Annotated in this window: 10 protein-coding genes and 1 pseudogene; 3 read left to right on the top strand and 8 right to left on the bottom strand. The window is 56.4% G+C overall.

What is annotated here, in order from left to right; translation table 11 throughout:
- Positions 1–80: 80 nt before the first annotated feature.
- The 3 genes from C8P63_RS01165 to C8P63_RS01155 all read right to left on the bottom strand — a co-directional run bounded on the left by C8P63_RS01165 (position 81) and on the right by C8P63_RS01155 (position 2,712).
- Positions 81–557: a DinB family protein gene (locus tag C8P63_RS01165; RefSeq protein ID WP_170109425.1), complete on the bottom strand. Its 477-nt coding sequence runs from the start codon at positions 555–557 to the stop codon at positions 81–83.
- Positions 558–767: 210 nt separating this feature from the next.
- A complete protein-coding gene (locus C8P63_RS01160) occupies positions 768–1,811 on the bottom strand; it encodes a LacI family DNA-binding transcriptional regulator (RefSeq protein WP_170109424.1) in 1,044 nt (347 codons plus the stop codon).
- A gap of 181 nt (positions 1,812–1,992) precedes the next feature.
- On the bottom strand, positions 1,993–2,712 hold the full coding sequence (locus C8P63_RS01155) for a sporulation protein YunB (RefSeq protein ID WP_108021487.1): 720 nt from the start codon (positions 2,710–2,712) through the stop codon (positions 1,993–1,995).
- Between the two features lie 260 nt (positions 2,713–2,972).
- On the opposite strand from C8P63_RS01155, the gene selD reads away from it, so the two are divergent.
- The 3 genes and pseudogenes from selD (at position 2,973) to C8P63_RS01140 (ending at position 6,435) form a co-directional block, all read left to right on the top strand.
- On the top strand, positions 2,973–4,028 hold the full coding sequence (gene selD, locus C8P63_RS01150) for a selenide, water dikinase SelD (RefSeq protein WP_108021486.1): 1,056 nt from the start codon (positions 2,973–2,975) through the stop codon (positions 4,026–4,028).
- Between the two features lie 259 nt (positions 4,029–4,287).
- Positions 4,288–5,694 (top strand): L-seryl-tRNA(Sec) selenium transferase, encoded by a 1,407-nt coding sequence (gene selA / locus C8P63_RS01145; protein ID WP_108021485.1) that lies wholly within the window; start codon positions 4,288–4,290, stop codon positions 5,692–5,694.
- 149 nt (positions 5,695–5,843) lie between these two features.
- Positions 5,844–6,435: pseudogene (locus C8P63_RS01140) on the top strand (GNAT family N-acetyltransferase).
- 150 nt (positions 6,436–6,585) lie between these two features.
- Here C8P63_RS01140 and C8P63_RS01135 read toward each other — a convergent pair.
- From C8P63_RS01135 to C8P63_RS01115, 5 genes are all read right to left on the bottom strand, one after another.
- The gene (locus C8P63_RS01135; protein ID WP_108021484.1) at positions 6,586–8,559 is read right to left on the bottom strand and encodes a glycoside hydrolase family 15 protein; all 1,974 of its coding nucleotides are present in this window, start codon (positions 8,557–8,559) and stop codon (positions 6,586–6,588) included.
- Between the two features lie 222 nt (positions 8,560–8,781).
- Complete coding sequence (locus tag C8P63_RS01130; RefSeq protein WP_108021483.1) at positions 8,782–10,542, bottom strand: glycoside hydrolase family 13 protein; 1,761 nt, start codon at positions 10,540–10,542, stop codon at positions 8,782–8,784.
- 53 nt (positions 10,543–10,595) lie between these two features.
- On the bottom strand, positions 10,596–11,438 hold the full coding sequence (locus C8P63_RS01125) for a sugar ABC transporter permease (protein ID WP_108021482.1): 843 nt from the start codon (positions 11,436–11,438) through the stop codon (positions 10,596–10,598).
- Positions 11,435–12,745, bottom strand: a complete 1,311-nt coding sequence (locus tag C8P63_RS01120; protein ID WP_108021481.1) for a carbohydrate ABC transporter permease — start codon at positions 12,743–12,745, stop codon at positions 11,435–11,437. Before C8P63_RS01120 ends, C8P63_RS01125 begins: the two co-directional genes overlap by 4 nt.
- A gap of 80 nt (positions 12,746–12,825) precedes the next feature.
- Positions 12,826–14,088, bottom strand: coding sequence for an extracellular solute-binding protein (locus C8P63_RS01115; RefSeq protein WP_170109423.1), 1,263 nt, complete (start codon positions 14,086–14,088; stop codon positions 12,826–12,828).
- Positions 14,089–14,162: the final 74 nt, after the last annotated feature.

Raw genomic sequence — 14,162 nt, 5'->3', positions numbered from 1 at the left:
ACCTGACTCCCGGTGTTTCCAGCAAGTTTCCCCATAAAAAAACCGTCCCTCCGGAAATGGAGAACCGGTTTTTGTCCGCTTCACCCTTCGCGTCGGGTGCGGAGGTGCCCTTCGATCTGTTTTCGGTGATGATCCTCATGATCGGCCAACCCCTCCAAATACGCCGTCAGGGTCAGGGAGCGGCCCCGAATGGTGAAGGGTTCCACCCGGTCCGGACCGGGGACCGTTTCCAGGCGTCGAAGCAACCGGGTGCGGGTATGATGGAAGGCATCCGGCACTTCCTGCCGGGAGGCTTCCTCCCGGGCCCATCGGGCGGCACGGGCGTTCAGCCCGTCCACCTGCACGGAGACGGGAGGTGCGGCTTGGCCGGGTTTGAGCTGATCCAGCCGCCCATCGAGCAGGAACCGGTCCCATTCGATCAGATGGGCGATGATTTCTGCCGGAGACCACTTCCCTTCGGCAATCGGCATCCGCCACCATGCCTCCGGGATCTCTTTCAGAGATTGCACGAAACCGTCCATCTCCCTGAAACGGAGCAATACCCGTTTATAAGACAAGGACATCCCCTCCCCCTTTGTAAAAGTGAGCGGCGGCATTTACCCGAAGCCGCTCCGATTGCACTCACAGAGCACAAGTCTCGCCTGGGTCGCTTCTCTCCCCGGTCTCGCTATGCTGTCCTGCAGGGATGTAAGGACTGTCCGCCCAAAAGTCGCTATTTCGGGTAAACGCTTCCCTTCTTCTGAGCCTAACCATCAATCACAACGCTTCTAATTGTGGCTTTTTTCATTCTCCGCTCCCTTCCTCCGGGTGGATTCACGGATCTCCAGCCGGGAAGGGAGCACGATTTCTTTTTGGTTCTTCCACTTTTCCGGATTTTCCAATCCCCCGAGCAACAGTTCCATCGCCTCGGCTCCGAGTTCGTAAGAAAGGATGCGGACACTGGTGAGAGGCGGGTGGGTATGGCTCATCATCGGGGTGTCGTTGAAGCCCAGGATCCCCAGTTCCTCCGGGACGTCCATCCGGTAATGGGTGGCGAAGCGGAGGGCCCCCAGGGCAAACAGGTCGTCGGAAGCCAAAACCGCATCGAAAGCCACCCCCGATTCCCGCATCGCACAGAGAGCTTGGAAGCCGCCCTCTTCGGAAAAATCGGTTTCGGCGATCCGTCCTTCCTCCACAGGGATCCCCGCTTCGAAAAGAGCCTGCTTGTATCCCTGAAGTCGGTCGACGCTGACCATGAGTTCTCGGGGACCGCTGATGAAAGCGATCTCCCGGTAACCCTCCTTCAGCAGATGTTTTGTCGCTTGGAAGGACGCTTGGACGTTGTCGTTGTTGACGGACATCACCGGAGAGTCCGCGCTCCGGCCGATCACCACGAAAGGGATCTCTTCCCGGAGCAAAGCGTCGATCAGGGAGTCCTTCACCCGTGAAGTGGAGACGATCAGTCCGTCCACCCGCCGTTCCCGGATGAGCCGGAGGCATTTTTCCTTCTCTTCCTCTTCGTTCAGACTGATGGACAAAAGAATGTTGTAATCCCTCATCTGGGCCACCGAAGACATGCCCCGGAGCACTTCCGAGAAAAAGGGGTTGGAAAAAGCCTGATCCGCCCGTCTGGAAAGGGTGAAACCGACGGTGCGCGTCCGGCTGCGGGCCAGGCTCCGGGCGATGGCATTCGGCACATAATTCACCTCTTCCATCGCTTTTCGCACCCGTTCCTTGGTCTTCTGGCTGATCCGGTCGCTTCCGGCGATCACCCGGGAGACAGTGGAAGGGGACACCCGCGCGATCTTGGCAACATCTTTAATTGTGGCCATGAACCTTAACTCCTTTATTTCATGGATCCTGATGCAAACGTTTTCACTCCCCATTATAAACGATCGGGTGCCCGTTTTCTCTGTCTTATGCAAAATTTCATTCTCTTTTTCATTTATGCTGCGATAGAAGAAAACGACCGGTTCCTGCGGGAACCGGTCCTTTCGTTGCTGTCAACCCTGGTTACGGTTGCTTTTTGGACTCCGGTACAGGGACCACCGGTACGGGTGCTCCCCCTCCCTGCCCCATACCCTCTCCCTTGCCTTCGTTGTTGTAGTAATAATAGTTGTCCGGAACTTCACCGGGAACAGTGATCGATGTGACCTCATAATTGTAATCAAGTTGGATTTCACCATCGTTGTTTGTTGGAATCAAAATGCTCATCTCATTTTTAACATTTAAGTACAGGGTCACTTTCACAAAGTTAATCCCTGCATCCTCCAGCGAGGATACCAATTGAATATGAGTCGAACCCTTGGGCCAGATTTTCAGAGGGACATTCGGTCCCACATCGGAAAATAAGCTGCTTTGAAAAACAGCCCCCAACGGAATGCCGTTATCTTTCTGTTCCAGCTGTTTCAGCTGTCTCTCTATGTTTTTACCCGCGATCTCATACACCTTTGCCTGGACTTCCGCATCGACTTGGACGATGGGACGCCCATTGGTTTCTTCCATGGTCATCACTTTGTTTAAATCAGACCCCAAGGTTCTTCTTGTTTCACCAATGGCGATCGTCACGGCTTCTTGAGAGATATTTTTGACCTTGGCCTTGGCCAAACTCATCAATACGGTCTCCGCTTGCTTTTCAACGATATAGACCGCCCCGTAGATCAATATGGCGATGAGGATGAAGATCCAGGTTCGTTTCGGCCGAGGGCCGCGGAGCTTTCTCCTTCTCAGCATCTCCTCCACCTCGTCGACTCTGATTGAACAAACGGATCCGGAGTTGGAGAGAGATGAAACCAACGGAGTGCCGGACGGCTCGATGATGTGGCAGCTCCGTCGTTGATCGGCTCACCCCCTCTCACCTCATTAATTCATCCTATGTCCCCTTTCCGGATACAAGACCCCCGAAACATTGTAAAAGCCCCGAATTCCTTCTCCTTCTGTCCTCGGTTATAATGAAAAGGTGTTGTCCCAAACCCTTTCCGGGAGGTGAAACCATGAAAGAACGGGACGAAATCCGGTTGACCCAACTTTCGGCCAAAGCGGGGTGAGGGTGTAAAATCGGTCCTTCGGACCTGGCGCAGGTTCTGCGTCATTTACCCCGTGAACAGAAAAACGCGGACATCCTGGTGGGGCTTTCGGAACCCGATGACGCCGGTGTAATCCGGATCGACGAAAAGACAGCCCTGGTTCAGACGGTGGACTTCTTCACCCCGATCGTGGACGACCCCTACGCCTTCGGCCAGATCGCTGCGGCTAACAGCCTCAGCGACATCTACGCCATGGGGGCTGCCCCGATCACCGCCCTTAACCTGGTCGGATTCTCCGTCTCCAAGCTGGACCCTTCCCTGTTGGCAGAAATCCTGCGGGGGGCGGCCGACAAGGTGAAGGAAGCGGGTGCCACCATCATCGGAGGGCATTCCATCGATGATCCGGAGCCCAAATTCGGACTGGCCGTCACCGGAACCGTCCACCCCGACCGGGTATGGCGAAAGGGGGGTGCCCGCCCCGGGGATCGGCTGATCCTGACCAAACCCGTCGGTGTCGGAATCCACACCACCGGCATCAAACGGGATAAGGTAAGCCCGGAGGAGATCGACCGGGTCACCCGGGTGATGGCCACCTTGAACCGTCAAGCGGCGGAGACCCTGACCGGCTTCGACGTCCGTGCCTGCACCGACGTCACCGGTTTCGGTCTCTTGGGCCACGCTTCGGAGATGACCCGTGCCGGCTGTGTCGGTTTTGAGATTGACGCCCGAGCGGTCCCGATCCTCCCCCGGACGTTGGAACTGGCGGAAGCAGGGGTCGTGCCCGGCGGCACCAAAGCCAACGCCCGCCACCTGGAGGATTGTCTCTTGGTGGAGGAGGGGGTCGGCGACAGCCTCCTCACCGTCCTGTGCGACGCCGTCACCTCCGGCGGCCTTCTCGCCGCCCTTCCCGAGGAACAGGCGGAACGGGCTCTCACCGCCCTTCATGAAAAGGACGTCGAGGACGCCCGCATCATCGGCCGCGTAACGGAAGATCACCCCGGGAAAATCCGGGTGCTGCCGTAAGAGAAGCCCCCGCCGTTGCGTCGGCGGGGGCTTTGCATTGGCCATTGTCATGATTTGTTGTCATAAATAGTGGTCATCACGCATCTTGAACATCCGGATCAAGAATCATGAACGCTGTGAGTACAAAGGGCACTACGCCGGAAATCAGTCCCCAGCTACTTTCAACGATTTACCAGACACATCCCGGTCGTCGTTTTGCGCCCGCTTGTCTCCTCGGCTATGATGGTAGTAGCGATCTGAATGGAAAGGTTGAATCCGAATGCCGACGAAACAGCAACGAGAGGCCCTTCGCCGGTTGCCGGCGGTCCATGAATTGCTGGAACGGCCTGAACTCGCCCCCTGGCTGGAACGCCTTCCCCGGAAATGGGTGACCGGGGCCGTCTCCGACGTGCTCGCCATGTGCAGACGGGAGATTCTGGAGAACGGGAACAGCGGCCAGCCGTCGCCTGACAGTCTCGCTGTCCGTGCGGCGGAAAGCCTGCTCCATCTGACCCAACCCCGGCTGAAACCCGTGTTGAACGCCACCGGAATCGTCCTGCACACCAACCTGGGTCGGGCCGTCCTGAGCCGGGCGGCGGCGGATGCCGTCTCCCGGGTCGCCCTCTCCGCCTGCAACCTGGAATACCGGCTGGAAGAGGGAGTCCGGGGTTCCCGCCACGACCACGTGGAAACGCTCCTTTGCCAATTGACCGGCGCGGAAGCAGCCATGGTGGTGAACAACAACGCCGCCGCGGTTTTCCACGTGTTGCGCACCTTGGCCCGGAACCGGGAAGTGATCGTCTCCCGGGGACAATTGGTGGAAATCGGGGGCTCCTTCCGGGTGTCCGAGATCATGGGGGAAAGCGGTGCCCGGCTCGTCGAGGTGGGCACCACCAACAAAACCCGGATCCGGGACTACGAACAGGCGGTGACAGCGGACACCGCAGTGCTGATGAAGGTGCACACCAGCAACTTCCGGATCCTCGGATTCACCCAGGAAACCAGCCGGGAAGAAATGGCCGGGCTCGCCCGCCGGCACGACCTCCTGTTCTTTGAAGACCTGGGGAGCGGGATTCTCTACGATCTCAAAAGGCACGGGATCGGGGACGAACCGACCGTCCGTGAATGTGTGGAAGCCGGTGTCGACCTTCTCAGCTTCAGCGGGGACAAACTGCTGGGCGGACCCCAGGCCGGGATCCTGGTGGGACGGAAGGAGTGGATCGACCGGTTGAAAAAACACCAGCTCACCCGTTCCCTCCGCGTGGATAAGTTCACCCTGGCCGCCCTGGAAGCCACGCTGCGCCACTACCTGGACCCCGAAGAAGCCGCCCGGGAAATCCCCACCCTGCGGCAGATCCTGAAACAGCCCGATCACCTGCGGGAAGCGGCATCCCGGCTGGAGGAAGCCATCCGCCGACATTCGGGGGAGGCCCTCGAAACGGAAATCGTCCCCTCCCATTCGGAAGTGGGCGGCGGCTCTCTCCCCGGTGTGGAACTTCCCACCCATTGCGTCGCCGTCTTCCCCCGAAACCTCTCCCTCTCCCGGTTGGACCGGAAACTTCGTCAGGTCACGGTCCCCGTGATCGGAAGGGTTTCCACGGATCGTCTTTTCCTGGACCCCCGCACCCTGGAAGAGCCGGATTTCCCCCGGGTGGCCGAAAGCTTCCGGGAAGCTCTGCAAGGCTGACCCCTTCCCCGAGGCCCGGTGGAAACCCGACCATCCGGAACGAATCCCTTCCCGTGAAGAAGGGGGCAAAGTCACACCGTCTGGCAAGAGTTGCCGGAAGGAAAAAAACTCACCGCGTCGTATCCTGGGTGATACGGGGGGTGGAGTTTTTGTTTTATTATCCTGTCGACGAAGAAGTCCGGTTAAAACTGCTTCAGAGAAAAGATGCCGCAGAGCTGATCCACCAGGGTAACAAACCGGGCCTATTTGCGCCGGTGGCTTCCCTGGGTGGACGAAATGCGGAACGTGTCCGATTATGAACCGGTGATCGATGCGTGGTTAAAACAGTTTGCCGCGGAGGACGGATTTCAAGCCGGTGTCATTTATCGCGGGACCTTGGTGGGAATGGCCGGATTCCACGGAATGGACCGGCGGAACGAACAGACCTCCATCGGATATTGGCTGGCCGAAGAGTATCAGGGGAAGGGAATCATGACCCGGGTTTGCCGTTTTCTGATCCGTTATGCCTTTGCAGAGTGGAAGCTGAACCGGGTGGAGATCCGCTGCGGGGTTGAAAACCATAAGAGCCGCGCGATCCCCGAACGGCTCGGATTCCGGATGGAAGGAGTGATCCGGGATGGGGAGCAGCTCTCCGGAACCTTTACCGACTTGGCGGTGTACGGCCTTCTCCGCCGGGACCAAGCGGCGGAAAACCTGATGAAGGATCGGAATGGAGAAGAAGAGACAGAAGGAACCAAGTGACAGAACCTCTCGGATTGAAGCCGGGGGGGTTATTTATTCGCCCGGGTGATCCGGTAATAGCAACCGATCGAGTGAAAGAGGATCCGTAATCCATAACAAACTCCATATGGATAAAAGCTGCCGGCCTCCGTTCCGGCAGCTTTTATCGGTTTATTCCACGCTCCCCGGCAATTCCGCTTCGTGCTGTTTTTCCCGGGCCTCGACCCATTCCAGCACAGTAAGAACCAACATGGCGTGGGACCAGGTGAGGGGAACCACCCAGGCGGGTCGTCCGGTGTGTTTGTCGACCTGCTCCGGCAAAAGGTCCAGCGCGGTCCGATGCTCCACCGCCCAGCGGAGGTGACGTTCCGCTCCGTCCAGATCCCCGGCTTTGATCTTGTACAGGGCCAGCCACAATGTCGTCAGGATCCAGGGGTTTCCCCCAATGTACGGGTCTCCTTCATACCGTTGGATGCCCCCGGCCGGACTTTGCCCCAGGGCGGTTTCCACCGCTTGGGCGGTTTTCTTCACCCGTTCGTCCCGGATCTCAAACATCCCGAAGGGGAGACTCACCCCCAGCAGGCTCACATCGAGGACGGGATCCTCCCATACATAATGACTCGTGTAGCCTTTGTCATCGATCCGGGTCCCCGTTTTGATTCCCCGGGCACGGGCCGCCTCAAATGCCTCACGGGAAACCGTCAGCTTGATGCCCCGGAGGAAGGACCCCCGATCGGCGTTCCACAGCTCGCGGCCGGCGGCTTCCCGGATCCCTTCCGCCGTCCGGGACCATCGTTCCGCCTCGGAATCATGGCCCAATTCCCGGGCGGCATCGGCCGCGCCGTTCAGACCGCCGAATACCGCCGCGGCGGAGTAGGTGTGCTCCCCTTCCCGCTCTTCCCACAGGTCCCGGCTTGGACGCGGCAAGCCCGTCTCCGGATCGATGAATCCGACGAGGAACTCCGCCCCCTTCCGGAGGGAGGGCCACATCTCCTCCAGGAAGGAGTGATCCCCCGTCTCCAGGTAATGCTGCCACATCCCCCACAGGATGGAGCCGGGCTCGTCGATCTGAAGCCCCCAGTGGGGGGCGAGGCGCCCGTCCAGATAGTGGCGCTGCTGCCAGGAGCCGTCCGGGCTTTGGGCCTTCACCGTCCAACGGTAAAACCGCCGGGCCCGGTCATGGTAACCCGCCCGGTCGATCGCAGTGGTGATATAGGCGGCGTCCCGGCCCCAGCAGTAAGCGTAACCGCCGCAATAGCTGAAGTCCTCATCCAATTCAGGGGCGGCGATCAGGCTGCCGTGCTCTTCATCGCTCATCAGCTTGAATATGATCAGGGAGCGACGGTACAAACGATCGATCGACTCATCTCCCGTGGTGACGGGTTTCGCCCTGGCCAGATACTCCTTCCACCAGGCGAGGGTCGACTCCCGCATCGCCTCCGCTCCCTGTTTCCGGGCGCGGTCCAGCGTGGCGATGGCCCGTTCATATCCATTCCCGAAGGCCAGATAAACCGGCAAGCGGACACTGTCCCCCGGGTTCAGTTCCCCCAGGTCCCAGTAAAAGGCACCGTCGGAGGTCATGTCGATTTCGTTTCCGTTCAGTTTCGCCCTCTCAGCCGCCTCCAGGGCGTTCCCCGCCTGAAACCCGTCCACCGGCCCTTCGGATCCGACGGCACAGGCGTATTCGTGCCGGAAATGGACGAGAGCCTCCCCCTTCCGGTCGAAGGCCACGCTGTTGTATCGGTGGTTCTCCATCATCGCCATCGAAGTGAACATGTAGAAGTGAAGGGAAACATTCTGCTCCGATGTATTGGTCACGCGGTAATCCCGGACCAGGATGTCCTCTCCGGCAACCGCAAAATCTTCCACGCTGACCCGGACGCCGAGCCCGTCATGATCCGCCGTCGTCATCAGGTGGGCGGAATCTTCCACATATTCCTGCCGGTGTGCCCAACCTTCCCCGTCAGTCCACACAACCCCTTCCGTTTTATCCGGGATGTGGACTCCGGCCAACATCCGGTCCACATGCTGCGGATAGTCCACCCGGGGCCACCAAAGGCGGTAGAGGCACCCGTTTTTTCCGAAGGTGGCCAACATCTTCCCGTTGCCCGCCACCCCGTCGATCAGGTACGGCTTTTTCTCCATTCTTTACTCTCTCCCGTCCATTTTTCATCGAATTCACAATTAAAGAAGATTCAACCGGCAAGGGTGAAGAATCCTTGACTGCCTCCCGGTCCAAAAGTAAGGCAAAATCAGTGCGCCTCTTTAGTTTCCTCCTGCAAGAGATTGAGCACCTGGATACGCTCACCTCAAGGGACGGGAAGAACGAAGATCATCCTCTTTCTTCGATACAGGCCATGAAGGAGGTCAACCGCTGTTTGTGCTGATCATCCGCCCCTCATACGGCGCCAATGTCACTGTTACCCGACCATCCCTCCCATCCACGATTTTACCGTGCAACGGATCATGCAGCCGGGGCGCTTCCCCAAACAGGTGCGTATCCAGGGATACGGTCTGTGTTCCACCACCGTTGTTTAATATCACGCCGACGCAATCCTCTTCTGTCCGTCGGAGGTAGCCGTAGATTCCGGCAGCGGGGTCGACATACCAAGTGCGATAGTCTCCCCTGCGCAAAGCGGGATGCTGTCGACGGATGCGGAGCAGCGCTTGGTATAATGTGAACAGCTCGCCGTTGCGGTCCGATTCCCGCCACAGCATGGGACGCCGACAGTCCGGATCGGTCTCCCCGTCCATCCCTGCTTCGTCCCCGTAATAAATCATCGGCATGCCGAGATACGTCATTTGAAACAGCACCGCTAATCGCATCCGTTCCTCTCTTCCGCCGCACGCGGTGAGGAATCGTTCGGTGTCATGGGAATCGAGCAGGTTAAACATGGCATACAGCGCCTGTTCGCGGTAAAGCATGCGAGACTTGGCCAACTGCGCGTCAAAAACGTCCGCCCCGATTTCGCGGGTGGCAAAAAACTGCATAACCGCATCCCGAAACAAATAATTCATTACCGAATCGAATTGATCCCCTTGCAGCCAAGGACCCGAATCGTGCCAAATCTCCCCGACGATCAACGCATCCGGGTTGGCCTTCTTTACCCGCTTGCGAAAAGCGCGCCAAAAATCAGGGTCCACTTCGTTCGCCACATCCAGCCGCCACCCATCGATCCCCGCCTCTTTTATCCAATACTCAGCCATATCCAGAAAATACGCCGCCACTTCAGGGTGGCTCATGTTCAATTTCGGCATGGTCCACACGTCATTGGCAAAGGTTTCATAGTTGGGCACGGGTTCGGTCACCACCGGAAACTCTTGAATATAAAACCAGTCGGCGTACTTCGAATCCGCCCCGTTTTTCAGTACATCCTGGAAAGCGAAAAAACCGTAACCCGCATGGTTGATGACGGCGTCCAACATGACGCGCATCCCCAGACGGTGAGCCTTATCCACCAGTTTCTTCAATGTGTCCAGATCACCAAAATGCGGGTCAATCCGGTAATAATCCGTCGTATCATATTTATGATTGGACGGAGATTTGAAAATGGGCGTCAGGTAGATCAGGTTCACCCCAAGCTCCTTAAGATAGGAAAGTTGATCGATGATCCCCTGCAGATCGCCGCCGTAAAAACTGTTTGCCTTGGGACGGGCACCTTTGTTCCAGGGCTCCACTTCTGCGGGGTCGTTGCCCGGATCCCCGTTGTAAAATCGTTCCGGGAAAATCTGATACACCACGCCGTCATAGGCCCAGTCCGGAATCTCGAACAGATGAGAATGGCAAATGTAGGCGAACTGGAAGTCGCCGGCCTCCCGCCGGTTGTTGAAGATTCCTTTTTCTCCGTACCAACATCCTCCCATTGGATCCTCCAGATAAAACACATAACGCACACGCCGCGTCGCTGTCGGGATCACGCCCTCGTAGTAATCGAACAGCGTGTCTGTGGCCGTTTTTTCCAGGTCGACAATCGATTCGTCCCCCTCGCCGCTGTATCGGTCGGCGTGCAACAGGCGGCATCGGATCCGATCGCCCCTTTTTGCACGCAACCGGATGCGTAAACAATTCACGTCAAGCGGATAAGCCCAAGCCCCTTCCGGCCGATGGTAAATCGCTTCTTTCAGCATGGGTTCGCCTCCCCTCAGAAAACTGGAGCCTACAGCATATCGGTTGCTATTGCTTACCCTTTCGTCGCGCCGGTAGCCAAACCCGTCACAAAATAACGCTGCAACAAAAGGAAGACCACGGCGATCGGAATCGCAACCAGCACCGATCCGGCGGCGAACTGGGTGAAATTGTTGTTAAACTGTTCATTGATAAATCCGAACAACCCGACGGCCAGGGTCTGCTTCTCGGGGCTGGTCAACACAATCTGCGGCAACAGAAAATCGGTCATCGGTGTAATAAAGTTGAACAGGGCGACCACCGCCAGAATCGGTTTCGCCAAAGGAAGCATAATGCGAAAGAAAATCGTATTGTGCCCCGCCCCGTCGATTTTCGCCGCTTCGTCCAACCCGCGCGGGATGGAGTCAAAATAACCTTTCACCAGATACGTATTAAACGGGATTTGCCCGCCGGCATAAATCAGGATCAAGCCCAAATGCGTGTCCAGCAGTTTCACCATGCTGAGCAAGATGTAAAAGGCAACCATGGCCATAATGGAAGGGAACATCTGCAATACCAAAAACGACATCAGCCCGTATTTTCGCCCCACAAACTTGTAGCGCGAAAAGGCGTATGCCGTCAGCGAAGTCAGAAGAACCGAAAGCAGCGAATTGATCCCCGCGATCTTCAGGGTGTTCAGGTACCATGTGACATATTGGCTTTCCGGGCTGGTAAACAGCCACGTGTAGTGTTTCAGCGTCGCGTTTTGCGGAATCAGCGAACTGGAATACAGACTGGTCCCCGGGTTCAGGGACGAACCAATCACCCACAGAATCGGATAAAGGGTGACGGCCACCATAAACAGTAAGATCGCATAGGTTACGATCAATCCGAGATGGGATTGCCATTTTGCGGTCATTGTATCAAATCCTCTTCTTTGAAGGATCTTGTCCTGCGGAATTGATAAACCGAAATGCTCATGACGACCAGGGCGATAATGATCGTCACTGCCGCGGCATAATTGTATTTGAACGAGTCAAAGGTCAACTTGTACACCCAGGAAATGAGGATATCCGTGCCTCCGGCCGTCGAACCCGGGATCGGCGGCCCGCCTTCGTTAAACAGGTAGATGATATTGAAGTTATTGAAATTGAAGGCGTACTGCGTAATCAGGACCGGGGCCGTTGCATAAAGCACCAGCGGCAAGGTGATCGAACGAAACTTCTGGAACGGGGTCGCCCCATCCACTTCCGCCGCTTCATAAAGATCGGAAGAAATCCCTTGAAGCACACCGGTGCAGAGGGCCATGCTGAACGGAAAACCCAGCCAAAATTGGATCAGCAAAATGGCGATCTTGGTCCAAAAAGGGTCCGTCATCCAGGGCACGCCGCCCAGTCCGAGGCTGGTCAACATCGCATTGATGGGACCAAATGTGTTGTCAAACAGGCTGGTAAACACCAGGATCGAAACAAAGGCCGGCACCGCCCACGGAAGGATGAGGACCGTGCGCCAAAACTTTTTGAAGCGAACCCGTTTCTGATGAATCAAAATCGCCAAAAACAAGCCCAGCCCAAATTGCACCGTTGTCGAAACCAGTGTAAAGACGACGGTCCACTGAAAAACGCTGATAAAGGAGTTTTGCCACAATTCCGATCGAAAAAGGTTGAAAAAGTTGTCAAAACCGACCCAATCCACCAACTTGGCCGGCGGTGAATGGTAAAGGTCATAGTTGGTAAACGCCAAAAAAATCATAAACAATAAGGGGAACACGACCACTGCGATCAAGAGAAAAAGGCCCGGAGCGACCAGCAGATACGGATACCCATAGCCCGTCACCGTTTGATACGTTTCTTTGATTCCGGGCGGCTCCTCTCCCCGTTCGCGGATCTTCCCTACCTTGTAAGCATCCCGGATATTCAAAAAATAAAACACCAAACCCAATGCGATGATTAAGAGAGAGATAATTCCCTGGGCCAGCAGCAAAATGGAGTGATCCAGTTTGGGGATGGTCCCCAAGGTGACAATCCCCCACAATCCGATATTGAGAAAGTCAAAAAAGACCCCCAGATAGGAAAACTGGATCAGCAAGAAAAAGACGCCTTTGGCCCACTGCCGGTTGTATAATTGCCCCAGCCCCATGGACAGGACGGAAAGGCAAGCGGCAATCTGTGGTTTTCCCCACGGGCGATCGGGTTTCGAAGCTGTTTCTACTTGACTGTCCACCATCCGTCTCCCCCTTTCGATTCATAAATAGGAAGAGGAGAGGCGCCCCAGGTCAAAAACCCACTGCGCCGCCCCTTGGTTAACTACTGCTTTTGTGCTTTGATTTTCTCTTCGATCAGCTTGACTGCGTCATCCAACGCCTTTTCCGGTTTTTGCTTGCCCTGTGCGATGAAGGCGAGGGCGTTGTTGATCGGCTCCCATACCTGTCCCATCTCCGGTATGTTCGGCATCGGATTTCCGTAGCCCGCTTGTTCGGCAAAGGCTTTAACAGCGGGATCCTCTTTGATCACCGGATCTTCGATCAGGTCTTTGTGCGGCGGAATGTCCCCCGTATCCTGGTAACGGGATTTGAGGGACTCTTTGCTGGTCATAAACTGAATCAGTTCGGTGGCCGCTTCCTTATGCTTGCTGAAGTTGGACAGATACCAGCCCTTCACACCAATAAAAGCCTGGGCGTTCTCGCCATTTATTTTGGGAAGCGGTGCAACACCGAAATTGACTTTTGCCCCTCTGTAGTCGCTGAGCGCCCACGGACCGTTGATCACCATGGCCACTTTCCCCTCTTTGAACAGGCCGTTTACGGTGTCAGCCTTGATCCCTTTCGGTATCAGTTTGTTTTTGTACAATTCTTCGATCTCTATTCCGGCTTTTTTCGAACCTTCGTTGTTCAACCCGACCTTCTGGGTGTTGAACTTGCCGTTTTCTTCTTTGAAGATGTAGCCGCCATATGCGCGGAACAGGAAATAATCGTAGTAGAAGTTCTCCCCTTCAAACAGCAGTCCGTATTTCTTTTGGGAAGGTTCCGTATTCTCCTTGGCGTATTCCACAAGTTCTTCCCAGGTTTTCGGGGGCTCTTTGATCAGATCCTTGTTGTAATACAACGCGATGCTTTCCGTCACCTTGGGCAAACCGTACAGCTTTCCTTTGTAGGTCAGCGCTTTGATTGAGGACTCGCTGTATTGGTCCACCACGTCCTGGCTGACCTCGATCGGTTGGATCAGGCCGGTAATGACAGCTTCCCCGATCCGGTCATGGGGCCAAGTCACCAAATCCGGCCCTTTTCCCGCGGGTCCGTCCAGATTCAGTTTGTCCTGCATCTTCAACATATCCTGACCCACCACTTTCACCTTGATCCCGCTCTTTTCCTGATACCGCTTCGCCAGTTTTTTCGTACTGGCCAGCTCATCGGAATCCTTATTGGCCCAGATCACCAGCTCCTTCGGCTTCTCTTCCTTGCCGGCTTCCTTTTGGGTCTGATCGGCGTCCCTCTGGGGACCGCAGGCGGCCAGCACGCCCACGGCGAGAACCAGAACCATCGCCATGGGCAACCATTTGTTCCACTTCATCACGTTTAACCCCCTTTTGATGTTCATGCAACCGTTTGCGCAACCAACCATAAAAAAACGGCGATTGTCTCCTG

Origin of the sequence: Melghirimyces profundicolus (assembly GCF_003054245.1) — a bacterium.
GTDB classification, from domain to species: Bacteria; Bacillota; Bacilli; order Thermoactinomycetales; family DSM-45169; genus Melghirimyces; species Melghirimyces profundicolus.
The sequence above is the reverse complement of the archived record's forward strand: the minus strand, read 5'-3'. Positions and strand labels throughout refer to the sequence as shown.